We start from the raw sequence: 22,564 nt of genomic DNA on the forward strand, positions 1-22,564 counted from the left end.
GCGTGGGCAGAGTATAGAAAAGAAATAATTTTTTATACGAATAATTTTCTTAAGAGAAAAAGAGGGAGTATTCAGTTTTTTTTAGTAATTTTTTACGAGTATTTGAAGAAAGGGTGTTAGGAAACCATAAATGGATTTGATCTAGTGCTTGCTCGAAGAACATTTGGTATCCATATACGATGGGGATATTTTTTTTCTGCGCCAGCAGGATATTGGGGGATTTTCTAGGGAAAGTGGTTAGGTCCATAAATCGATTTGTTATGTGCATTGGTATGTCTATAGAAATGTTGGGGGGGAGTGTGGAAATTAACAAGTCGTAGGTGGTTTTTGTTGAGTAAAGATCGTCTAAGGGAAATATTTGAATAGGGTATTCTTGGGATAGGTAGGGAAATTTGTTAATGGTTCTATTGTACACAGAAACCTTTGATCCGTTAGAAGCCATTGCTAGAGCAATGGCTCTTCCTGCTCCCCCGAACCCTAGGATGGCTATTTTTTCCAAAGGAATGTTTAATCGTTGTAAGGCGCGAAGACATCCGATGCCATCGGTGTTAAACGCGTGGATGTGACCTTCTTGTATGACGAGAGTATTTGCAGCGCCAACTTTTTTGACAAAAGAAGATGCAGAGTCTACAAAGGGCAAAATAGCACTCTTTAGTGGAGCTGTTACACTCAATCCCTTAAAGGGGAGGACTTTTACCATTCGCAAGATCTCTTTGAGGTCTTCTAGAGGGGTTTCTAGTTTCAAATAGCAAGTGTTAAGTCGTTTTTTCGATAGGAAATAGTTGTGAAAGATGTGTCCAATACTGTTTTTTATAGGATTTCCTATAAGGCCGAGGATTGAGGAATGCTTATTTAAGTGTCTGTAGTTATGTCTGAAGAGATCCTTGGTAGATAATTGCCCATTAGCAACGGGGGCATATCCCGGAACGTAAGCATAGTTTATAGGATTTTCTCTTATTGGAGACAAGACTCTAGAGGAAGAACCGTTTTCTCCTGAGCACAAGAATATTAGATCTTTACCTAGGTTCAGTGACTGAGAGAATAGTTCCAGGGTTTTTAAAGAAGAATTAGCTTCAATAACTACTTTATGTAGGTGGGCAAAAGATTCTCTTTTCATAGAAAAATAAATTTCTGGAAGTGTTGTGGCGTGGAGATCCTCTTGGTCAAGATGAGTAGAGCGAATAACTTTTATCTTCTTATAACATTGCAAGATTTTTGAAGTAGGAAGTGAAGGGACTGAGACATCTATATCGAGATAGTCTGGACGGAGAGAAGTTAACTTTTTTATCAGAGATAGGTAGGCATCCAAAGAGTGAAACTGTTTCTTATATGGACAATTAATGATTATAGGAACAGTAGCAACTTCTCTAATCTTTCGTAAAACATGAAAGTCTACAGAGTTTATAGATTCTTCGGAGTTGGGAAAGATTTTATCTAATCGAAACTCTAGTAGGTCGGCAAAACATAAAGCACGCTGTATTTGTCTGATGATGGAACTTAGTGAAGATTCTGAGATGACGGCGCAAAGAAGAGACATCAAAGCCCCTGAGATTTTAGAAAAGAGAAGATGATATCCTCCTGTATTTCACAACAGAACTTTCCGTCGAAGGGTTCCGGTTTGCCAATATCGTTTAGAAGCACAAACTTTGGATTTCTCTTGGTAGAGTTTTTTTTATCATGAGCCATAAAAGAGAGAATTTTTTCAGGGTCAAGATGGGCTTCCAGAAAATTCTTTTCGTATAATTCATGAAAAGAAGTTGGGAGATCAAAAATTTGCAAAGAGTCTTTCAACTGCGTGAGCATAAAGTGGGAAGACCTTCTGCTTATTTCCATTGTTAAGGCTGTCTCTAGAACCATTCCCAAAGATATGGCGTGTCCATGAGAGACTTTTGGAGAGTAAAAAGCTTCTAAAGCATGTCCTAAAGTATGGCCAAAATTTAAGATGTTTCTTCTACATTTACCGTCCAAGTCAGAGGCTACTACAGAAGTTTTGATCTGGTTGTTTTTAGCTACAAGTATATTGAGAGTGGCTGGATCTTTATTTAGTAAATTATGTTTATTTTGGAACAAAAACTGTAAGAGTTCTGGGGAGTGTATGAATGAGTGTTTGATTACTTCAGCAAATCCTTCTAGATAGGCCTCTTTGGAAAGGGTTTGAGAAAAATTTACATCTATCCAAATAGATTTTGGAAAGTAAATTGTTCCTATAGAATTCTTTATATTCTTTATGTTAACTCCGTTTTTCCCTCCTACGGAAGCATCCACCATAGCGAGCAAAGAGGTTGGTATGGAAATAAAGGGCACTCCTCTCCGAAAAGTAGAAGCTAAAAACCCTGCAATATCTAGCACTACGCCGCCACCGATCCCTAAGATTAGCGTATTAGAAGAGCACTCTAGTTGGATTAGGGAGTCTTGTAATTTTTCTAATGTTGTTCTGTTCTTGAACTCCTCTCCGGGAGGGAAGGAAAGGATGAGGTCTTTTGTGAGGAGAGGATAAAGAGTTTGTAAAAGAGCATCAGAGTATAGCTTCCGAATGTTTTCATCACAGATGCACACCACAGTGCATTTAAAAGAAGCAAGATAGTCTAAGAAACTTTCAGAGAACGGTGATTGGTAAAATATTTGAGTAGGTAGGGTCATGAGACAAAAAACCTGCAGCAACAAAAATCAGGTGAAAGCACTAGGGACAGTTTAAATAAAAAAGCTCTATTTTCGATAGATTTATGTTTAGGAAATCAAAGCCGGGTACACCTATGCCATAAAATTAAGTCAGCTAGTACTAAGTTGATCATAGCTTCTACTACAGGAACGGCTCTGATAGCTATGCAGGGATCGTGTCTAGAAGATTGTGGATGAAAAGAAAGAGGAGTGGCTTTGTTGTCGCAAGAGACAGTGTTTAGAGGTTTCCCTATGGAGGAGGTTGGCTTAAAAGCTACGGCTCCAATTAAAGGAGTTCCGACAGAGATACCACCCAGACAACCGCCACAGCGATTACTTTTCATGCAAGGTTCCCCGTTGATTACGCCGATTTCGTCTGTGAAGTTTGATCCCGTGTATTGCGAAGAAGAAAATCCTTCGCCGATTTCAAACCCTTTGACTCCGGGGATACTAAACATGGCCTCTGCCAAGCGAGCTGGGAGTTTGGCATAGACAGGCTCGCCAATACCTGGCGGGATGGGGGAGGTTACGAATCCAACAATCCCTCCTAGAGAATCTTGTTGAGAGCGTATCTCTTGTAGATTGGCACAGAACACTTTTTCTAATTCTTTCTCAGGACAGAATATGGGTGAGTTGTAGGTGGCATCACGCAGGGAGATAGAAAAAACTTCTGGGCAGGGGATTTTTTCTGAGTCACCGACAGAAGATAGATAAGCTAAAACTTGTACGTCGTAATGGTCTAATAGTTTTTTTGCTACAACTGCTGCGGCCACTCTACAGACGGTTTCTCTTGCTGAAGACCTTCCTCCTCCTCGGTAATCATAGATTCCGTATTTTTGGCTGTATCCGAGGCTAGCGTGTCCTGGCCTATAAACATTTTTTACTTGGTCGTATTCTTTTGTGTTGTGATGAAGATTTTGGATGAAGAGGGATATAGGTGTTCCTGTTGTTTTTCCTTCAAAAGTTCCTGAAAGGATGCGTACAATATCAGGTTCTTTCCTTGGGGATGTGAAGGGAGAGTTGCCTGGTGCTCTGCGACGCATAGCTGGAAAGAAATCTTCTTCCCTTAGAGGTATTCCCGAAGGGCATCCATCTATCACTACGCCCATAGACTCTCCATGAGACTCTCCCCAGGTAGTGAATGAAAAAATTTTTCCGAAAGAGTTTTTATTCATACATTTGTTGCTAGCGCTGATGTCGGTAAAGTGTCAGGGAAGGTCCTCAATAGAGAGTTTTTTTTCAAGATATTGATGAGATTTTCAGAATTTTCTCTTGGAGATAAAGAAAGATCGTAGGAGAAGGTAATGTCAGCTAGTCTTTTGAAAAGAAAATTTCTAGATTTTAGATGGCTTTCTAGTTCGTTCGAGGGGGAGTTTCTCAATGTTTCGGGTAATCTTCGACTGTTAGTAGCCAAATATTCCCTAAAGGGAATTTCAATGTGTATTAGGGTGCCTAGGTTTTTTACTAAGGGTATGGATTGAGCGTGTGTTAGGGTCCCTCCTCCTAAGGATATTACAGATGGTTGATAATGTTGGCCAACGAGTGTCAGACAAAAAGTTTCTAGTTCGCGAAAGAATAGCTCTTGATGTGTTTGTACAATCTGCGTGCAGGAGAAAGCTTTCTTATAGATGTACAGGTAAGTGTTTTCGCAACAAAGATCCAAATCTACTAAGGGAAGGCAGAGTTTTTTTGACAGCTGCCTTCCTAAAGAAGTTTTTCCGATTCTGGGAAGACCACAAATGACGAACATTATTTTTGAGTGTCCTTGTATTGTAATGCCCTATAGCTTAGGATTCTTCATGAAGAGTGACGCCAATTTTAGACAAGTTTTCTAAGAAATTTGGGAAAGTTTTCTTCACGCATTCGGATTGATGGATGACGGTAGAGCCTTTTGCTTTTAACGCGGCAACAGTAAGCGCCATAGCTAGTCTATGATCGTTATGGGAATACACATGAGTTCCTTTTAATTTTGAGGGGTAAATTATCAGTTCGTCGTTATTACGGACAAAGATTTTTGCGCCCATTTTTTTCAATTCTTTGGCTGTGCACTCTAATCGATCGCATTCTTTAGTTTTTGCCACTCCAGCATTGTATATTCGAGAAGGAGTTTTAGCAAATAATGCTAAGACAGAAAGAATAGGCACAGCATCAATAAAGGGATTAACGTCTATAGAGAATCCGGACCAAGTTTGTTTTGAAGAGGCAAAGACGGAGTGTTTCTTAAAATTGATGTCAGCTCCAGCCGTTTGTAAAAGGTGAAAAAGCTTTTTATCTCCCTGAGGATCTTCTAAATTTAGGTTGTGAATGACGCTCGAGTTCGTTTTGTCGCCAGCCAATAAAATAGCTCCTAACAGGAAGGCTGCGGAGCTGAAATCTCCAGGGACAGAATAAGAAAAAGGCCTGTACCTTTGGCTGCCAGGTATTGTAAATAGAGTTCGACTATCATTCGTGGTAATTTTAATTTCTAGTTTTTTTAACCAATCCAGCGTTAGGTTTACCCAAGGAAGTTCTCCAGGCCTTAGAACGGAAAGAGTAGAGTCTTGTTTTCGAAGTGGTAGCATTATTAGGTATGCAGAAACGAATTGAGAGTCCGAGCCATCTACTGAGAAGTTAATTTTTGAAGAAGTATTGAGGTTGGAAATAGAAAAAAGTTTTCTTGTGTCAGCCCCCAGATTTATCTGTGCTCCAGCAGATTGTAGTGAATGAAGTAGCGGATTCATGGGCCTTCTGCGGATAAAAGGATCTCCAGTAAACGTGATGGGATATTTAGATAGAGCTGCTATAGCAGTCAAAAAGCGCAAGGTGATACCAGAATTTCCTACATTGATTAAGGCTGGTTTATTGAAGAATTTCTGAGGATTTCCATGAATCACTAGGTGATTTTGTTGTATTTCAAGAAAGGCTCCAAGCTTTTTGCAAGCATCTGTCATCGCTTCCGTATCTGAAGACATCAGTGGGTTGGTGATAGTCGATGTTCCATGAGCTAAAGAGGCAAACAATATAGCTCTTAATGTGTGTGATTTTGATGGGGGGGCAAGAGTTTCTCCAGATACTGTGGATGGGTTAACGACATACTTCACAAATAGGTGTCCTTCGTGTCAGCAGGTTGTGGCCGGCATATTACAATTGTTTTGGTTTATTTATCTTTAGAAAGTTTTCAGTTTGGGGTGGTTATAACACCGCTATTAAAAAAATGTTTATATAACAGGTTCTTTTTAATCCGAGAATGAGCTATCCTACTCGCCTCTAGGTTTTTGTTGCTCGCTTCATTGTAACAAAAATAGAAAAATCCCCACTTTGGTAGACGTGGTTTGTCGTTCAGTGTTAGAGTCTTTCTCTGCCCGTTCTTGGTTTTTCTGAGTTCTATGCGATGTTGTCGTTAGGGTATCCTTCGCTTTAGCATGGAAAGTCTTCAGGAGAACCGAGTTGCTCGCTTTTGGTGGTATCTTTTAAGTGGGGTAATCTTTGGATTATTTTGCTTAATAGTAGGTTTGGTGGGAGGCTTTTATGGCTAGTAGTATTAGGGCTCTTTTTAGTTCGATGGGGGCTAATATAGAAGCTGATAGAGCTAGCTTTTCTAATGAAGAGACGACAGCGTGTGAAAGGAGAAAGATTTGCCAAGTAGCTTTTTTGATATTCGGTATGATCTTTGCAGTAATTTCGGCTACTTCTCTGTTATTTGCTAATTTTTCCTTCATTCCTATTTTTGTAAGCCTGATCTCCGCTTCTTTGTTTTTAGTGGCTCTATTTAAGTTTTTCTCAATATCCGTTCAGAGTGGTGTGATGAAGGAGGAGGAGGTCCTTTTGTTTAAAGAGTTTGGGTGCGGGAGTTTCCAAGAGTTAGAGGGCGACGGAGAAGAGGAAATAGCAAATTCATTAGCTATAGAAGAATGTGAAAGTTTTGTGCCTTCCAGAGGAGAAAAAGCGGACCCTTTGGTGTCTAGAAGTAATATGTTTGCTAGAGAAGCTATAGATTTGGAGGAGTTAGAAGATTTATTTGAGTATTCCGAATTAGGTAAGAGAGGTGCGAAGGCTTTGGTTTCTTCGGTGTCGTCGAGCTTGTGTGTTTTAGGAAAGAAAGTGGTAGATCTTTTAAAGGATGAATCGTTTAGATCTTCCGTAAGTAATGTTGTTCATCGCACAGTAGAGAGCGTTTACGTATTGGCTGCAGGAGATTCCTTGAGAAGAGAAAAAAAAGACAGGAATGAAGATCTTTTTGAGACAAAAAGAACTTAGTTTGGGGAAAACATTAAGTTAACTATTTTCAGCTTCGTACCATTCTCTGTCGTCGTCTGAGAGAAACCTTCTTGCGTGTAGGACTGCTGCGGCCATGTGTTCTCGGAATTGTTGCAGCAAACGATTTGCTTTTTCAGATGAGATTCTGTTGTAGGTTTCTTGAGTGCTAGAAAGGGGATTCTGGAGGTGATTGTACAAAAACCAGCAGGTGAAGGCTCCGCAAGAGACACCATCTGTTTGTAGCGTTGTGTTTGCTGTTATATTTTCTACAGTAAAAGGCCGGTCCCCCGGATAGCTAGTAGACAATAATTCCGCAGTTTCTTGAAGTTTTTTCAGAAGTTCTGTTTGCCCGGTGTAATTGCATAAACTATTGAAGTAGAGTATTTTTCTTAATTGCATATCTAGAGCGACAAGGACCCAATGATTGGCTGCTCCTCCCGTAAAAGTAGGAGAAAATAGATAGGGTATAGGGATGAGCTGGTCTGGGAAGATTTCCTCGGCCTCTATTTTTCTCTCGATATGTTTGTGAACATCGTTAGGGTGAGAGTGCCAGTGCTCTTTACCACGCAGTTGCGGAAACTTTTGAGCTAGAGACATAACTATCTCTGCTATTAACTCGGTGGAGAATTGTAAGGGTGGGGACATCCGTTTTAACAGGCGTGGGTAAAGACGTTCTTGCTTGAGGGAGGTGAGATCTAACTCTTTTGTCAGAAGCTCTGGAGAGGGGATCGCTTCAGGAGATCTTTTCCTTGGAGTAGTGAAAGGGCGATCGATGATTTGTTGTGCTGGTTTTGATAACTCTTCAATAGTTTTTTTCTTAGGGTGTACTTGTTCTGGAGGAAGTGTTATAACCTTGGGTTCGCCTATTAACTCGCCAAAGGAAATGCAACACAAGATGGTTCCCAGGGTGAGGATCACTAGGATTATAGCAGCTATTACTAACAAAACCTTTCCTGCAGTTAGGTTTTCATCCCCCTTTTCAGAAGAGGGAAGGGCGGGCGTTTGGTTAGTGAATAGAGAAGTTTTTGGAATTTGTGTCATAAGAACTTGTAATTGTTATTGACCATTCTATTTTATTAAAAAGTATTTGTTTTTGAAAGTTTCTTTTCTTTTGAAAAGAAATCTTAATGATTTTAAATAGACGTTCCCTTTTGAGGTTAGAAGTGAAAGTAGTCGGCGTTATCGGTGTTACGGGGCGGGCGGGTAGTTGCGTTGCTTGCCATGTTAGGAAGTCTTTGCAATTCCATTTAGGTAAGGGAGTTGGAAGAAAGAAGGAGACTCCCTTTCCTCTAGGTTCCTTAGAAGAAGTTATCGCTGAGAGTGACTTTCTAATAGATTTTTCTTCTCCAGAGCTTGTGCATGAACTTTTGGAAAAACTAAAAGATAGGCCCAAACCTATTGCAATATGCACGACAAATTTAGACTTATACGAAGGGCGGATAGCAGAACTTATAGATCTTTTATCTAAAAAAACTTTGGTAGTTATTGCTCCAAATGTTTCTTTTGGTGCCTGTGTGCAAAGTTTTTTAGTTTCCTTGCTAGCAAGGGTCCTAGATGACGAGTACGATATACATATTCATGATGAGCATCACAGAAGCAAAAAAGACGCTATTTCTGGGACTTCTAGGGCTCTCGTAGACACTATTGTACGAATAAAAAAAGATTTTTGGAATGCAGATTACAGCTATGGGCTTCCTAAAGAAGGTGGTCGAATTGATAACTTTGTAGAATTAAGTTCTTCAAGGTCTGGAGGAATCTTTAGTAATCACGAAGTATCGTTTACTAGTTCTAGAGAATCCCTCTCTGTTGTTCACAAAGTTTGTGATAAGGAGGCTTTTGCTTATGGAGTGGAAAAGATTTTAGAGTGGATGAACAAGAATTTAGGTAAAGTAGGGACTTATGGTATGACAGATGTTTTCGGTTTAAAAAAACGCTTCTTCAATATGAAATAAGGCATTCATTCCATCATGGGGCTGAGACTTTTTCCCTAGGTGATGGTTACTGATCAAGGTATATACGAACGGATCTAGACTGTTAGGCATTATACTCCAATGGATTCAAATAGTATACCTAAGGCATAAGAATGAGTAGAGTTGTAGTAAAGTTTGGCGGGGGGAGTATAAGATCCGTTAAGAGTATACGGAAGGTTGCAGAGATTATTCGTGGTACTCCCGAAGCAGAGGTGATAGTTGTCAGCGCCTTTGCTGGGGTTACGAATATGCTTTCGGATCTTTTTGTTCTTAGCAATAAGGATAGGAGGCTCCTTTTAGATAAGATTTTGCTTCTTCATGAGCAGATAGCTTCTGAGCTTAGAGTTCCTTTTTTTTCCAATTTTTTCCGAAATAAAATCCGAGACAATCTGTTTTGCGATGGAGGCGTACATCCAAGGAAAAAGGCTGAGGTCCTTTCCGTTGGAGAGGATATGTCTCAAGCTATCTTGGCAAATTTTTTTATCAAGATGGGCATTTGCACAGAAACTTTGTGTGCAAGAACTCTTATCATTACCGATGCTAAATACGAAAAAGCTTCTCCTGATCTTTATGCTATGAGAAGATTGTGGTCGAAAAGAAAGAGTTTGCCCGGAGTTCACTACCTCATACAAGGATTTTTAGGTGCGACAGAGCACGGAGAAACCACTCTTTTGGGCCGCGGTGGAAGTGATTATACAGCTGCACTGGTTGCTGAAATGATAAAAGCAGATGAAGTGCGTTTGTATAAAGATGTCGCTGGAGTATATTCTGTAGATCCTGGGTATTCTTCCCGAGCAGAAGTTCTCTCTCGACTTTCTTTTCAAGAGATGGAAGCGCTCTCCCATAGGGGGGCCAAAGTTGTGTATCCACCAACGTTGCTTCCTTGCATGAGAGCTAATATTCCCATTAGAGTGTTGTCTACCTTTGATGAAGATCCAACAGAGCTTTTGAATAAAGGGACATTAATATCTTATGAAAAGGGATGTCTAAGTTCTTCGACGGATACTTTTGATTCTCGAATAAGAGCTTTGGCTATTCGCACAAGGCTGGTGATTGTTTTCATCCACTTGAAAAAGCACGAAGATAAGTTCAAAGTTCACAACTTTCTAGAAACCTTGTCTCAGAAGTGCTTCCTAGATTATATGCAACATGATGATAAAAGTTATGCTGTGGTTTTGGAAGAGATATGGTTCAATAGGTTTTGTAGTAGACACAGGGTGTTTCAGAAGTTAGCATCTTTTGCAGATTTAAATATCATAAAAAACGTTTCTACTTTATCTTTGGTCGGCCGGGGCTTGTCCAATCTAGACTATTTGTCAGATGCTGTGAGGAAGCTATTGCAGAATGTGGTGTCGGTAGTTGTTCTGTACCAGGTTGGTGATACTGCATTCACTGTCGTGGTAGGAGATGATGAAGCCTTCTTGACTGCTTCTTTGTTGCATGATGAGCTTGTTAGAGAAACCTCGTTAGTTTGATCAAAGATTAGAGTTTCCTTTAGGTAATGTGTAGTTCCTTTCTTCCAGAAGTGATTGTGGCGTGTGTGACCCCTTTTTTAGACTCTGGTGCAATAGATTACAGTTCTTTATCACGAGTGCTCCGTATGGGAGAATCTGCCTCAGGAGGAATCTTACTGTTGGGAAGTACAGGGGAAGGGTTGTCGCTGTCTTTTCCTGAGAGACTACGAATTGTGCAGTATACTTGCGAACAAGAGCTTTCTGTTCCCATTTTCGTGGGCGTGTCGGGCATAGATATTCTTGGCGCAGAAATTTTTATACAGAAGTGTAATCGTCTACCCATACAAGGATATCTTTTGACAACGCCTATTTATTCTAAACCGGGCGTTTTTGGACAACTGTCATGGTTTAGGAGATTAATGCATCAAACAACGCTTCCAGTTATTTTGTATAATATTCCTAGTAGAAGTGGAGTTTCTATATATCCTGAAGTTATTAGAACTTTGCAGATAGAGCCTAATTTTTACGGCATTAAAGATGCTTCCGGTCGACCTTCTTTTTATTCGGAGTTTTTAACAGGCCCTTCAGCGTGTACCCTTTTTTGTGGTGACGATATTTTGGTAGAGGATTTCCTAAAAATTGGAGCTAAAGGTTGGATTAATGTAGCTGGAAATGTTTGGCCAGAAATTGTTTCTAAGTATTACAACTATCTGAGACAGAACTTTATTGATATAAGGATGGATGATTTTCCCTGGAGAGAGGCCTGTTCCCTACTGTCTTCGGGGGGGAATCCTGTGTCTGTAAAAGCTGTGTTAGAAAAACTAGGCGTGATAGCTTCTGCGACTGTTAGAGAGCCTTTGAATGTTGCAGATTTTGTTCGTTACAAGGATATAGAATCTGTGCATCAAAAATTAACAAACTGGTCTGTATTTTTAGATGCTGCCTGCACAACTTAGTTGATAGAAGTGAAATATGATAAAAGTGCATTACGAAACGGGGTGCCCTTGCGGGAAGAGTCATCCTTGGACAAGTCCTAGAAGGAATCCTTTAACAATATTTATTTCCTTTATTCTGAATTTGCTGAAACAAATGTTCTTGCGTATGAAGGAAGCTTGGCAGTTAGTTTCTAATCGCCTCAAAGTTTATAGAGCAGATTTTCGAACGGCGAATTCAACGCATATCCTGTTTAGTGAAAGCCCGGAAAAGGTTGCTAAAGCTTTTTTCAAGTTTTTATATCTTTTGTCTTAATGATCCTCGACCATATGTCGGAAGGATTGTGGGGTGAGGTCCTGTATTTCTACCAGATCTTTGGATAGTGAATACTTAGTTTTTATTGCGGTAATATTTATAATCGCTTCCGTTTGTCGGATGTTCTGGTTTTATGGGAAGGTCGTGCTTTAGATTATTTATGGGACTCTCTAGAAGCCTTATGCATAGGATCCAGAACATATTTTGAAACATTTATTCTTATTACAGCAGCTCTGGTTTTCGGATTATTTCTAGAGGTGACTTAACTAATTTAGCAGAGTGGTTTTGATGAGCGCGTAGAGAAGAAAATCTAATGAAGGAGAATTATGGTTATTCGAAGTGAGGATGAACTATCGAAGATTCCTGTAGGAATTTTAGGAGCTACAGGCTCTGTAGGTCAGAAATTTGTGAGTCTGTTAGCAGATCATCCTTTTTTTCGAGTGGTCTCTCTTATGGGGTCTGATCGTTCCGTAGGAAGGAAGTTTGGAGAGTTGGTTCCTAATCTTTCGGGTTTTATTCCTCAAAAATTATTAGCTATGGAAGTACAGCCCAGTGAGCCTAGGGGAGAGTATTCTCTAGTTTTTTCTGGATTACCTTCAGAGGTTGCTTCACAACAGGAGGTGCTCTTCGCTTCATCAGGCTGCTTCGTTATTTCCAATGCTTCAAGCCATCGAATGGAAGCAAAGGTGCCTTTGTTAATACCTGAAGTAAATGCTGATCATTTACAGCTTTTGGATAGTTCGTTAGGGAGCATTGTTACGAACCCCAATTGTTCGGTTGTCGCAATAGTTGCTGCTCTTAAACCTCTGGTAGACGCGTTCGGGGTGTCTGACGTTCAGATTGTTACAATGCAGGCAGTTTCTGGTTCCGGATATCCTGGAGTCTCAGCGTATGATGTCCTAGGGAATGTCATTCCTTATATACCTGGAGAAGAAGAGAAGGTAGAGACCGAACCAGCCAAAATTTTGGGAAAATTTTGTCGGAAGGCTAAAGTTATACAGCCATATCCGATTAACGTAAGTGCTTGTTGTACTAGAGTTCCTGTGTTAGATGGTCATACTGCCTGTGTTTCCGTAAAATTACGAACACCTGCGTCTCGAAAAGAGATCATAGATGCTTGGGAGAACTATTCTGGGGAGCCTCAAGAATTTTCCTTGCCTAGTGCTCCTAAAAAGTTTTTATATTACCTGGAGGATCTCTTTGGACCTCAGCCTGTAAGACATTCTAGGATTGAGCGAGGAATGTCCATAATCATTGGTCGGTTATGCAAAAGTTCGGTATTAGACTGGAAGTTTGTTGTGGTTTCTCATAATACTATTCGTGGTGCCGCTGGCGGAGCTATTCTAAATGCAGAATTGATGTTGCAGAAGGGACTGCTAGCACATTGCCTTGAGGGATCCTCCCATGATGTAGGGTCAGAGGCTGCTCGGCTTGTTTAGTAAAAACCAGCTCTTTTTCTGTTTTTTTTCATATTTTTATAATTGTCCTTACTTTTAAAGTTTTATTTTTCATTTGTTTGTGTTTGTTTTGAGATTGTCGTGTTAAAACGCGGTTAGTTTGTTTTTGGTTTATTTTTTATAATAAAAATAAAAAATTTACTAAAAATGAGCAGTATTAATTCTAATAGTGGAGTGGGAGGTTCTTTCCCTGTACCAGATAACTCGTCTTCAAATGTAGGAAAATCCTCTAAGCTGGGAGGACACAATATTAGCAACAAGGGAGATTCTAAGCAGACAGAATCAGCTTCAAAATCCTTTGATGCCGCTAAAGCAGCCTTAGGAAAGGCTCTTGGCGGGGCTTCGTCAAGTTCTTCTACTCCATTATCTTCCAGAATTAGTACAACTGCAGGAGGCCCCCAAGGAAAGACCTCTTCTCCAGGGAACCAGGGAGTTCCTCCACCTCCTGCTCCCCCATTACCAGCAGATTTAAGCAAGTTTGACGCTGGGGGGCCGTTAAAATTGCCTCCGAGATCAAGCTCTCCCAGAAAGCCTGACGCTTCTCAAGGAAAAAAGGAAGCTGGTGGAGGATTTTTAAGTGAGCTGCAAAAAGCTATTTCTTCTAGAGGAAAAGATGAGGTTGTTTCTGAAAATAATCCCACTCCAGAGTCAGAATCTTCGCCTGCTACTCCAGAGTTGGCTCTTCCCGAGGATACCAATTTACCTTTTGATCCAGCGAATAATCCCCCGCCCCTTCCCCTGAATTTTGGAAGTTCGTCGGCTGCTTCTGTTTCCTCTCCAAAAACTCCTTCTACACCGGAAAAAAAGACGCCGGTATCAAGACCTCTGTCGAAACCTGTTGCTAATGAAGGGTTGATGAACGAATTGAAGGCTAAGCTGCAGCAAAGAGCAGCTTCTGCTCCAAATCTTTCTAGTAGTGAGACAGAGTCTAAACCAGAGTCCAAACCCTCTTCGCCATCTTCTCCTGCTTCTTCAGGAATGAAAGCTGGAAAGGATCCTGTCTTAAAACGCCCAGTTAGTGCTCCTGGTGGATTGAATTTTATGGATGAGCTGAAGACTGCTTTACAAAAGAAAAATTCTCCAGGAAGTGGCGAGACTGAGACGAAAGAAGCCCCTGCCAAGGATAGTAAATCAGAAGTTGAAAGAGGCTCTGTGGAGTATCCTCCTGTGGATTATGAGGATTCTGAAGCAGATAGATCTGGTGCACAAAATATTCAGCAGCAACCGAGATTAGGGCGTAGTCTGAGTGAATCGGATTTGCCTGAAGTGGATTATGAATCTGGAGTTGCTTCTGGAGAAGTTTCAAGGGAGACTCCAAAAACAGATGGTGATGCCAAAAAATCTTTACCAGCAAAGGTTGGGGATAAGATCCGTAAGTTTTTCAATCGAAGAAAGTCTATATAACGCCTGAAGAATTCTGTGGAGATAACAAATCAAAAGTTATCTCCATTTTTTATCCTTTTAGGTGTTTTTAGTAGAGGGACCTTCTTCGGGATCTTCCTCATCCTCGTCGTTGGTAGCGCTGGAAACTTTTATACTCAAAATGGGTTCGCTAAAAGTTCTTAACTTTAACATCTGTTGTTTTGGAGCAGGAACATCCATCGGATCGCCCTTTTTTCTCGGTCTTTTACAAAGAAGAAATTCTCCCAAAAGTGTTTTCCTAAATGTTTCTGCAGAAGACGTAATTAGTTCAGAGATTTCTTTAGGGAAGTATTGAAGAAGGGCTTTGTTTCTTAATGATGGGAGTTTTCCTTCAGCTTCTAGAGATGCTATGAGGATACAAAAGATGAGTTCTGTAGAGCAGGCAGGAAAGACCTCTTCCTCGATGGATACGGTGGAGAGGAGAGATTCCTTGTATTTGCTGTTGCTCAAGATGCATGAAAGGGTTGTTTGTACTTGCAGAGCTAGGTGTGCTGCCTGGCTTGGGGAAACTCGAGCTCCGCTCCTACGACTTTTGAGAGAAAAGAGGGTTAGAGAGGACAGGAAAGATTCTAGTCGATGAGAACAGAACGGCGATACCTGGCCTTCTTTATTTTGCACCCAGAGAGTAAAAGTATTAGACAGATCTCTAGCATCGGACTTTTTAGAGCTTTTCCATAGTTCTAAAATCAGATATAAATTATGAGATCTATCATATGAGGCGCAAATTAATTGGTTTCTAGCGTTAGTGATTTTATCTTTTGCCTCCTCAAGATCTAATTCATAGGGGTTCTTGCATCCACCTTTTAAAATTTCTTTTTGTTCTTCGGTAAAGTTGTTTTGTTGTCGCATTACAACGCCTAGAGAGATTCCTTTACGAAGGATAGTATCTGCAACGCAGTGAACGTTATGTTGTTTTGTGAGTTCTTTTAGAAATAGGTGGAGGTCTCTGATATCTTTCCCATGAGTTTTTCCAAAGCAACAGGTCCAGCAGTGGCATAGTTCTAAAAGAGGGGCGCCGCCGCCGGAGTGTACACAGTTTTGTGGTGGGCAGGAAAGACATCCCGAATATCTTTTTAGGCATCTGTCTGAAGTCAAGGGAATTAATCTGGAAGTAAAAGATTCTATTTTCCTTGCTACAGTTATAATCTCTTCTGGACTTGGTGTTTGGGAGAGCTCGGATCTTCTTAGAGTTGGATAGAAGTGGGAACAGGAGGAAAGCTCTTCTGAAGGAGAAGAGTGGGGAGCTATTGACATACTTTTATTTGTTAATTTGTTTTAAAGGTGAATTTTTAGATTTTAAAAAATTTTTTAATTTTTCCTTTTAACATTTTAAATAAAATTGAGATTTTTTTTGATTAAAATTAATATAATTTCTGTTTTTTGTTCTTTTAATTAAATAGAAGTCAAAATGTCGATACAATCTTTCTTTCGAAGCTTAACAGGTTTCATTTCCTCCCCCTCTTCCTCTAGCGAGGAAGGACAAGAGGATGAGGGCATGCCTGTAGACTTATTGCCTGTGGAAGTTTCTTCAAGAATCTTCGATTGTCTATCGGGGAGGGAAGTCTTTTCTTATGCTCTAGTTTCTGACGCCGCTAGGGTGCAGGCTATTTTGTACGCGAACCATAGGTCGAAGAAGGCTCTGAACAGCTTAAAAAGAGGATCTGAGGCCTTTTCTAAAGCTGTCAACGTATTAAAAATAGTTTTAAATAAAAGGATGGACTTGCTGCCTACCCTTGAATCAGGAGATATGGATGTTTTATCCAACTGTTTAGAGGAATTACAGCTACCACTGCTTTCGGATCAAGTTTTTTTGCCCTTTATTTTACAGAAAGAAGGGGAAGAGTTAGACCTTTCCTTAGCAGTTTCCATCAGCAATAGGTTTGATTTTGTTAGAGGCGTTTTTTCTACCCTAGACGCTTTAGATAGGCTGGATATATTGATTAAGGCTGAGTTTGAGCGTATTCTGATGCCTCTTAATCCGATGCTAATGGAAGAGCTAAGAACCCTTTTGGTTCCTTTATTCAATTGTGTTTGTGACCATTTTTCTTGGAAAATTACTGATGGAGAAGTGGATGAGTTATTGGAATCTTGCTCAAAGGAAGTTTTGCAAAAATTTTTAGAAAAAAACTTTTTAGAGGAAGAAACTAGTCGTTCCGGTACAGTAACACATATCTTTTTGGAAAGACTGTACAAGTTGATCTCTTTAGGTCTTAGCTGGGATGCTTTTTTATTTTTTACAAAGGTTTTTGGACTATCCATTTCCCGACTGCATCCTGGGTCTTTAGAAAGAATGCTGAAAGCTTCGATGACTCGTCCAGATTTTGTCTCCCAACTACTTCAGTTGCCTGTGAAGATGGAGCCTGTTCTTCTAAATAATGAGATATATCAAGCCTATCCCCCCTACGCCTGTTTGAGCATCTTTTTTCTGCAAGGAAATCAGGAAAAGTACTCCCAAGCAATGCGTTCTTGTTATGAGATTCTGACAAAAAGTTCTAGTTGTAAACAAGCTTATAAAGGTGTTTTTTCAAATATCTTCTTAGCGGCTTTAATTGACTGTAAAGAAGCCGTACAAACTCTTTTGGAAAAACCTTTTAGTTTGGAAATGTTAAAGCCTCCCTTGCCTTCTCATGCCAACTCTATTGTTATTTATCATCAGGGACTGGGAGTCTCTATGTTACATGATGTCGTTATGAGACGATATGTGACTAGGTTTTCCAGCGTGTTTCCTCAATGTTTCCCTACAAATGCCGTGGGACAGTTAGATAGGGAATTTTTGAAGAATTTACCGTTCATATCCTTCTTTAGACTAGCTATTTTAAATTTAGATTTGTTCGCGGTAAGGAGTTTGCTGCGAAGAGGTGTTATGGAACCTTTAGAAAAATCTAATTTTGTAGGGGATTTGACTGTCACAGCTCTTGCAGATATATGCTTCCCTCTAGAACCTTTCCATGATGAGTCTCCCAAAGATCAGGGGAAAATGGCTGCTCTCCTTATGGAAAATGGAGCGAATGTTAACGCTACCGTCATCGAAGGCATCACAATCTTAATGCTGGCATGTCGTCTAAGTGGGTGGTACTCTAGAGCTTTTTTAATTCAAGAATTGTTACTTCACGGAGCAAATGTTAATGCTGTAGATAATTCGGGGAATACTGCGCTTCATTATCTGGCTCAATCTAATCCCTCAGAAGAACTTTTAGGCGAGTATCGTATGATTTTTAGGCTCCTGCTTGTAAATAACACTGTGTTGAATGCTCGTAATATGGAGGGGCGTACAGCTGTGGATGTTGCTCAAATTTTTGGTAATGAGATTTTTTTAGGTTTAGCGATAGAAACTGAAGGACTAATAGTTGATTCGGAAGTTTGATGGATAGTTCTTGCTTCTATGCAGAGGTTTATGGTAGCATGGGCCCTCTTCTAGGGGCAGTAGCTCAGCGGTTAGAGCTGCGGACTCATAACCCGTAGGTCCCTGGTTCAAATCCAGGCTGCCCCAAATCTTGTCGAGCTTTGTAGCGCTAAGATCTCTCCCTACCTTGTGTCTCATCTTGTTTCAGAAAATTAAGACTTTTTGCAAAGTAGTTCCTCTCTTGTAGTCTTCCTTATCTTTCGTAGGGGATTTATCTTCCGTCACCTAAAAGCAAGTGACGGAAGATGCTTTTTGTTATCATCGCCTTCTTCTACTTTGGCGTAAAGTTCGACCTACAACAAATAAAAGATAGATCATCATAAAGAAACACCATACAATCCTTACGGTAATCGCCATCTTGTGTAAGGATCTATTTTGATAGACCTCAGTAAAAGTTCCATTCAAATTGAATAGAGGTTCTGTGCAGTTTCCTAAAGGTGTGGGAGTTGTTGTGTTTGCGGTGGTATTGGTAAGAGTGGAATTATTGCACGGTCGACAATTTTCGGGGAATCTCCAGTTAAAGAGATCCAAGCCCCCCATCAATACAGCAAACCCGACTCCGTATATTAAATTGCACATAACTCCGACAGTTGTTCCAAAGGCATTACGTCGATTCTGATCGAAAGGTCCGCCTCGCTGTTCTACCAGCTCTTGTTGATGTTCTTGAGGAGAAACATATCTGAGGGCTAGTCGTGTGGTTCTGTGATAGAGTCTGGGGAAACGTTGCTGCATCCACCAGAACGCAAAAGGAGTCGCTCCAGTCCCGATAACCCAAATTAAAAGATTTTGTACGCAGGGATTCGGAGTAGGGAGGGCTGACACTACTCGCAGATTGTATATGCAGTGAATGTATTCTGCGATAAAAGTAGCATCCCCAATACAACACCATAATCTAGCCAGCATTCTTAATAATCTGTAAGAAGCGGCTCGTCCATTTGTGCAGAAAATAATAAGTTCTCCAGTGGCTCCCAACGTGTAGAAAGAGGCGTAAGCCACATCCATAGGGTGGTAACGGAGATCTACCTCAACCGAAGCCCGGAAGACATTTCCCACAACTTGTCTGAATAATGAAAATATCATAAGCATCAATCGACCACAGTTTCCGTTAACCGGGGGATGACTATTTCTCACGGAAGTTGCGGCTCCAGCTTCTAAGGCATTCATTAATCGTTGGAAGGCTTGACTTTCTTCTTGTTCGATTAAAGACACAAGGGCAAAAGAGTGTCCATCAGTGTTATCTCCAGGAAGTAGAGTGCTTGTAAAGCCGCTTCTCCCAGTACATCGAAGGAAGGCCATCCTTATGCCAAGTTGAAAACTATCGTCGCTTGCCGAAGGAAAGAAGCTTGTCGAGAGGGCTGAATAGGGTACGGTTGATATACGATTATCGGCGCGTGCAGTTAGGTACCCTGTTCGATCGTATAGCGAAGCATGTAGGGAGGTTCTGTAGTAAACAGCTTCTAAAGCGTTCATTGGGTAGTGGGCAGGATTTAACCCCAGTACATGAACGCGAGCTCTAAGTTCTAAAGAAAGCCATTCCAAAGCGGCTTCGACAAAAGCACCGCCGTCACCATCAAAAATTTGAAGAATAATTCCTTCGGGATGAGTTTCCAGAAACCGCATCCATAGTGCATGTAATGCCAGAACTTGTGGATGATAGCGAGGACACCGAAGTCGATGAAGAGGTCTAGAACAGCTGAAACCAACTCCTTCATTCAAAACCGTATTTACGGGGTGTCCCCCGCAACATTCACTTAGAACACATCCCGCGCTTAACGCTTCAAAGGCCGGTGTGCCGCTGTCATTGACATATACAATACAAACTTCCCCAAAAGATGACCCAAGTAGATCTTGAAGTTCCCCATTATTCTCTGTGCTGCCAGTACATACTCGGATTCCTTGAATGAGTTCTTCAGATTGTGGAGGCTGTTCTGAGATAGGAGAGTAACTTGTTGAAGAGGGTAACCTGCCTTCGCTTTCTCCTACAGTAAGAACGCGTATGGTTTCAGCAGTATGCTGGAGGCTTGATTGCGGGGGTAAGCCAGAAGAGGAGAGAATTTCTCTTTGGTCATTACCACTTGTACGGTCACTGCTCGCTTCCTCCCCCGATGATGGTGGCTCTTCTTCTACGTTTGATGAAGGTTGAGAAGCTGAGGATTGAACGGGTTGCATAAAATAATCTCCTAAATTTTAAGGGCTTGTTTTGTTTGTTTTTTTTGCCAGCAAGAGAAATAAGTCTCCTATTTACACAACGGTATCTCTTTTCATAGAGAGGGATTGGAAAAGGGAGCGCTGAGACGAATCTCTGGAAAATTATTAGCTTCTGGAAAAAAAAAACCCCTTTGTCTGGGGGACAAAGGGGTTTTCAAAAGTCTCATTCTCTGATAAAGACAATAACTTCTTGTTTAAGACCACTAGATCCCTCCCAGATAGCTTCGAAAGCCAGCAATAGACTCAATAATTCTGTTTAAAGAAAAATTGCTATGCGCTTGTTCAGAAATGGGTGAAGAGTAGAACCGCCATTCCATAGCAACCCAGCTTCTGTTTTTAAAGAAGAAAATAAAAGGAAAAAAAACGCAGACCAGCTGTAATGCCATAAAATGCTTTTTCGATGTTTTTAAGTAATCGTCCTCTATGCTCCGAAAAAATTGAGCGGCTCATTGTCGTGGAGCGAAGGCTCAGTATCTTAATGATTTAAGAAAAAACAACAAGTAAAAAATCAATTCTTGGAAGAATTGTTTAGATACAATTTTTTTGCCTTGTTGGAGCAAGGTTTTGTTTTGAAGAGAAGACTTCAAGGGAGGGGCTGTCACACTGACTTTTGTTTTTTTTATAATGAAAAGTGGATTTAATCCTTGCCTGGGGTGGCGATTGAAAAAATAGCAAGCGCTTCGGTTTTGCGCATTACAACATGTAAAGGAGGAGTTTATTACTCCATTACAGTTTTATTAAAGCTGTGGAGAGAGGCGGCCTTGTTCTTTGAATAATTTTTTCTTTAAACTCTAAGGAACCCAACTAGATGATTCCGCATCTTTTACTGCCTGCACGGCCAGCAGTTTCATTTTTAAAAACAGAGCGTTCATTCCCTGTTGTCTTCCAAGAGATATTGACGAGTAAAATTGTAGTTTCTCAGAAAAAATAGGGGGAGTGGAAAATAGCGTCTGGGGAGTCTCTTCTGAGTAGGCAATGAGGAATAGTTTGGTCATGCCCAAAGATAAAAGAGCTTCGGAAGAGGCCGCAAAAATTAATTTATTTTCAGTCAATTGGCAAGTTAAGTAAAGGTTGCTTTGGCATCCTCTGACTAAATTTTGTTCTATTTTGTGTTCCGAAGGAAAAACAACAGGCTCTCTGCCGAGCTCTATGAGCGCTTGATAGAAGGCTTCCTTGGAAGGCAGATTGTTAAGGGTAGAAACTAGAAGGTGTTGCTTCTCTTGGCAGGAGAGCCCGTCTATTTTCAGTGATTTAAGATTCATCTTCTACAATCCTGTCTGGCGTTTCTGTTATGCTTGCTAAGCGAACAGATAGAGCTAAGATGCTTTTTTCCAAAAGTTCTATTGCTATTTTAGGGTTATCAAGACTTATAGGTTTTGGTGCCGAAGGTTCGCTAAAATCGTAGATCCTGTTCATTAGTCCAGTAAGTTTTATAGGAACAGTATGTGTGAGAGATTCTTCAGGGGATGAACTTTGATATTTTTTTAATAGGAGAGTAAGTATTTCCTGATTAATTAGAAGATTTCGAAAAATTTGACATTCATTAATGGAGTGTCGGATAGAATTGGTTCTTTGCTCGAAAGCTTCCGGATCGTACAGATAGCGGACAGATTCTTTTCCTAGTTGTATGCCGTAGCAAGCTTGAATAGATATCTGATTCCCTATACATGTTCCGATAATAAAGCCGACAACCTCAGGAATCATGTATATGAGACCTGAAATCGAAGCTACCATAGTAGCTAGTAGTACCTGTCTAGTTCCATTTTGGTCTAGCTGCGTGATGCCGTGATTGAGAAGGTTCCACAGGCTGTTGATTTCTTTATTTTTATTTTCTTTGTCCAGGAGGGTCGCAGAGACTATGCCGATGACAATTCCTGCCGCAAAACCAATGCAGAGCCATACAGTAAGTGTTATTGCCACAGTAAAGTGGCAAGCTAGAATGAGAGCCCAAGCCAGCATGTATAAAAGGATGTGTTTCCAATTAGCTTTTAAAAATTCTCCTATCTTATCCGTTATAACAAAAAGTTTTCCCGAGATTCCAGTGGAGGGGGCTCTCTGTAGAGGAATTATCTCTAGTTCTGTAATAGGAGCTTCTTCTAATAGCCTTGACTGAGGAAAGCGGCCTATCATATTCGAAGAACTATTGGTCGGAGGTGTGGAGGGAAACTCTAAAGGTGAGGGGCTTTGAAAGGAGTTGTTAATAGATGGTGTGCTCATTCTATGATGATTTCATGTTGAAAGCTATTATTTTAAAAGTGGTCTCTTTAATTCTAAAGAGAAAGTTTTTTCTTTTTCATTTTTGATTTTTCAAAATAAATGATTTAGAGAAATGAATTTTTTTAATGTCTGGGAATATTAAAGATGAGCCTTATTACTTTCTCTTAAAAGGAAGTCATTTGACTTTTTCTTGTTGTCGAATATACTTTTTTCTTTTCTCGGTCTTGTTTCGGCCTTTTGAGGTTGTGGCGGCGGGGGAATCATTTTGCAGTTGGGTGTCGAAAGCAGGGT

18 protein-coding genes and 1 tRNA gene are annotated in these 22,564 nt (G+C 40.5%); 9 read left to right on the forward strand and 10 right to left on the reverse strand.

The window, feature by feature from the left end; translation table 11 throughout:
• Positions 1-49 precede the first annotated feature (49 nt).
• The 5 genes from KJA58_RS00560 to aroA form a co-directional block, all read right to left on the reverse strand.
• Positions 50-1,537 (reverse strand): type I 3-dehydroquinate dehydratase, encoded by a 1,488-nt coding sequence (locus KJA58_RS00560; RefSeq protein WP_213357537.1) that lies wholly within the window; start codon positions 1,535-1,537, stop codon positions 50-52.
• Complete coding sequence (gene aroB, locus KJA58_RS00565; protein ID WP_213357538.1) at positions 1,537-2,640, reverse strand: 3-dehydroquinate synthase; 1,104 nt, start codon at positions 2,638-2,640, stop codon at positions 1,537-1,539. Before aroB ends, KJA58_RS00560 begins: the two co-directional genes overlap by 1 nt.
• A gap of 95 nt (positions 2,641-2,735) precedes the next feature.
• Positions 2,736-3,833: a chorismate synthase gene (gene aroC / locus KJA58_RS00570; RefSeq protein WP_213357539.1), complete on the reverse strand. Its 1,098-nt coding sequence runs from the start codon at positions 3,831-3,833 to the stop codon at positions 2,736-2,738.
• Positions 3,830-4,408 carry a shikimate kinase gene (locus KJA58_RS00575; RefSeq protein WP_213357540.1) on the reverse strand — a complete coding sequence of 193 codons (579 nt, stop codon included), beginning with the start codon at positions 4,406-4,408 and terminating at the stop codon, positions 3,830-3,832. Before KJA58_RS00575 ends, aroC begins: the two co-directional genes overlap by 4 nt.
• A gap of 37 nt (positions 4,409-4,445) precedes the next feature.
• The gene (gene aroA, locus KJA58_RS00580) at positions 4,446-5,738 is read right to left on the reverse strand and encodes a 3-phosphoshikimate 1-carboxyvinyltransferase (RefSeq protein WP_213357541.1); all 1,293 of its coding nucleotides are present in this window, start codon (positions 5,736-5,738) and stop codon (positions 4,446-4,448) included.
• 427 nt (positions 5,739-6,165) lie between these two features.
• Between aroA and KJA58_RS00585 the strand changes: the two genes are divergently transcribed.
• Complete coding sequence (locus KJA58_RS00585; RefSeq protein ID WP_213357542.1) at positions 6,166-6,894, forward strand: hypothetical protein; 729 nt, start codon at positions 6,166-6,168, stop codon at positions 6,892-6,894.
• A gap of 18 nt (positions 6,895-6,912) precedes the next feature.
• Here the strand turns inward: KJA58_RS00585 and KJA58_RS00590 are convergent, their stop codons facing one another.
• Entirely contained in the window at positions 6,913-7,935 is a 1,023-nt protein-coding gene (locus tag KJA58_RS00590; protein ID WP_213357543.1) for a Ulp1 family isopeptidase, read from the reverse strand.
• Positions 7,936-8,021: 86 nt separating this feature from the next.
• Between KJA58_RS00590 and KJA58_RS00595 the strand changes: the two genes are divergently transcribed.
• The 6 genes from KJA58_RS00595 to KJA58_RS00620 all read left to right on the forward strand — a co-directional run bounded on the left by KJA58_RS00595 (position 8,022) and on the right by KJA58_RS00620 (position 14,427).
• Positions 8,022-8,846, forward strand: coding sequence for a 4-hydroxy-tetrahydrodipicolinate reductase (locus KJA58_RS00595; protein ID WP_213357544.1), 825 nt, complete (start codon positions 8,022-8,024; stop codon positions 8,844-8,846).
• Positions 8,847-8,977: 131 nt separating this feature from the next.
• On the forward strand, positions 8,978-10,339 hold the full coding sequence (locus KJA58_RS00600; protein ID WP_213357545.1) for an aspartate kinase: 1,362 nt from the start codon (positions 8,978-8,980) through the stop codon (positions 10,337-10,339).
• A gap of 56 nt (positions 10,340-10,395) precedes the next feature.
• Positions 10,396-11,274 carry a 4-hydroxy-tetrahydrodipicolinate synthase gene (gene dapA, locus KJA58_RS00605; protein ID WP_213357546.1) on the forward strand — a complete coding sequence of 293 codons (879 nt, stop codon included), beginning with the start codon at positions 10,396-10,398 and terminating at the stop codon, positions 11,272-11,274.
• Between the two features lie 16 nt (positions 11,275-11,290).
• The gene (locus KJA58_RS00610) at positions 11,291-11,566 is read left to right on the forward strand and encodes a hypothetical protein (RefSeq protein WP_213357547.1); all 276 of its coding nucleotides are present in this window, start codon (positions 11,291-11,293) and stop codon (positions 11,564-11,566) included.
• 326 nt (positions 11,567-11,892) lie between these two features.
• The gene (asd, locus tag KJA58_RS00615; protein WP_213357548.1) at positions 11,893-13,005 is read left to right on the forward strand and encodes an aspartate-semialdehyde dehydrogenase; all 1,113 of its coding nucleotides are present in this window, start codon (positions 11,893-11,895) and stop codon (positions 13,003-13,005) included.
• A 165-nt stretch (positions 13,006-13,170) separates the two neighbouring features.
• The gene (locus tag KJA58_RS00620) at positions 13,171-14,427 is read left to right on the forward strand and encodes a hypothetical protein (RefSeq protein ID WP_213357549.1); all 1,257 of its coding nucleotides are present in this window, start codon (positions 13,171-13,173) and stop codon (positions 14,425-14,427) included.
• A 57-nt stretch (positions 14,428-14,484) separates the two neighbouring features.
• On the opposite strand, the gene KJA58_RS00625 is transcribed toward KJA58_RS00620, so the two are convergent.
• A complete protein-coding gene (locus KJA58_RS00625) occupies positions 14,485-15,699 on the reverse strand; it encodes a hypothetical protein (protein WP_213357550.1) in 1,215 nt (404 codons plus the stop codon).
• Positions 15,700-15,853: 154 nt separating this feature from the next.
• Here KJA58_RS00625 and KJA58_RS00630 point away from each other — a divergent pair, with 154 nt between their 5' ends.
• Entirely contained in the window at positions 15,854-17,809 is a 1,956-nt protein-coding gene (locus tag KJA58_RS00630; protein ID WP_213357551.1) for an ankyrin repeat domain-containing protein, read from the forward strand.
• A gap of 53 nt (positions 17,810-17,862) precedes the next feature.
• Positions 17,863-17,935, forward strand: a tRNA-Ile gene (locus tag KJA58_RS00635).
• A gap of 171 nt (positions 17,936-18,106) precedes the next feature.
• Here the strand turns inward: KJA58_RS00635 and KJA58_RS00640 are convergent.
• The 3 genes from KJA58_RS00640 to KJA58_RS00650 form a co-directional block, all read right to left on the reverse strand.
• The gene (locus tag KJA58_RS00640; RefSeq protein WP_213357552.1) at positions 18,107-20,017 is read right to left on the reverse strand and encodes a DUF687 family protein; all 1,911 of its coding nucleotides are present in this window, start codon (positions 20,015-20,017) and stop codon (positions 18,107-18,109) included.
• Positions 20,018-20,847: 830 nt separating this feature from the next.
• Complete coding sequence (locus KJA58_RS00645) at positions 20,848-21,318, reverse strand: SufE family protein (RefSeq protein WP_213357553.1); 471 nt, start codon at positions 21,316-21,318, stop codon at positions 20,848-20,850.
• Positions 21,308-22,273: a hypothetical protein gene (locus KJA58_RS00650; RefSeq protein WP_213357554.1), complete on the reverse strand. Its 966-nt coding sequence runs from the start codon at positions 22,271-22,273 to the stop codon at positions 21,308-21,310. Before KJA58_RS00650 ends, KJA58_RS00645 begins: the two co-directional genes overlap by 11 nt.
• Positions 22,274-22,564 lie beyond the last annotated feature (291 nt).

The organism is Chlamydiifrater phoenicopteri (assembly GCF_902807005.1).
GTDB classification, from domain to species: Bacteria; Chlamydiota; Chlamydiia; order Chlamydiales; family Chlamydiaceae; genus Chlamydiifrater; species Chlamydiifrater phoenicopteri.

Excerpts from the sequence above, each read along its gene's own strand:
- KJA58_RS00560 (WP_213357537.1), bottom strand. The coding sequence starts at position 1,537 with ATGTCTCTTCTTTGCGCCGTCATCTCAGAATCTTCACTAAGTTCCATC.
- aroB (WP_213357538.1), bottom strand. The coding sequence starts at position 2,640 with ATGACCCTACCTACTCAAATATTTTACCAATCACCGTTCTCTGAAAGT.
- aroC (WP_213357539.1), bottom strand. The coding sequence starts at position 3,833 with ATGAATAAAAACTCTTTCGGAAAAATTTTTTCATTCACTACCTGGGGA.
- KJA58_RS00575 (WP_213357540.1), bottom strand. The coding sequence starts at position 4,408 with ATGTTCGTCATTTGTGGTCTTCCCAGAATCGGAAAAACTTCTTTAGGA.
- KJA58_RS00585 (WP_213357542.1), top strand. The coding sequence starts at position 6,166 with ATGGCTAGTAGTATTAGGGCTCTTTTTAGTTCGATGGGGGCTAATATA.
- KJA58_RS00590 (WP_213357543.1), bottom strand. The coding sequence starts at position 7,935 with ATGACACAAATTCCAAAAACTTCTCTATTCACTAACCAAACGCCCGCC.
- KJA58_RS00595 (WP_213357544.1), top strand. The coding sequence starts at position 8,022 with ATGATTTTAAATAGACGTTCCCTTTTGAGGTTAGAAGTGAAAGTAGTC.
- KJA58_RS00600 (WP_213357545.1), top strand. The coding sequence starts at position 8,978 with ATGAGTAGAGTTGTAGTAAAGTTTGGCGGGGGGAGTATAAGATCCGTT.
- KJA58_RS00610 (WP_213357547.1), top strand. The coding sequence starts at position 11,291 with ATGATAAAAGTGCATTACGAAACGGGGTGCCCTTGCGGGAAGAGTCAT.
- asd (WP_213357548.1), top strand. The coding sequence starts at position 11,893 with ATGGTTATTCGAAGTGAGGATGAACTATCGAAGATTCCTGTAGGAATT.
- KJA58_RS00620 (WP_213357549.1), top strand. The coding sequence starts at position 13,171 with ATGAGCAGTATTAATTCTAATAGTGGAGTGGGAGGTTCTTTCCCTGTA.
- KJA58_RS00625 (WP_213357550.1), bottom strand. The coding sequence starts at position 15,699 with ATGTCAATAGCTCCCCACTCTTCTCCTTCAGAAGAGCTTTCCTCCTGT.
- KJA58_RS00630 (WP_213357551.1), top strand. The coding sequence starts at position 15,854 with ATGTCGATACAATCTTTCTTTCGAAGCTTAACAGGTTTCATTTCCTCC.
- KJA58_RS00640 (WP_213357552.1), bottom strand. The coding sequence starts at position 20,017 with ATGCAACCCGTTCAATCCTCAGCTTCTCAACCTTCATCAAACGTAGAA.
- KJA58_RS00645 (WP_213357553.1), bottom strand. The coding sequence starts at position 21,318 with ATGAATCTTAAATCACTGAAAATAGACGGGCTCTCCTGCCAAGAGAAG.
- KJA58_RS00650 (WP_213357554.1), bottom strand. The coding sequence starts at position 22,273 with ATGAGCACACCATCTATTAACAACTCCTTTCAAAGCCCCTCACCTTTA.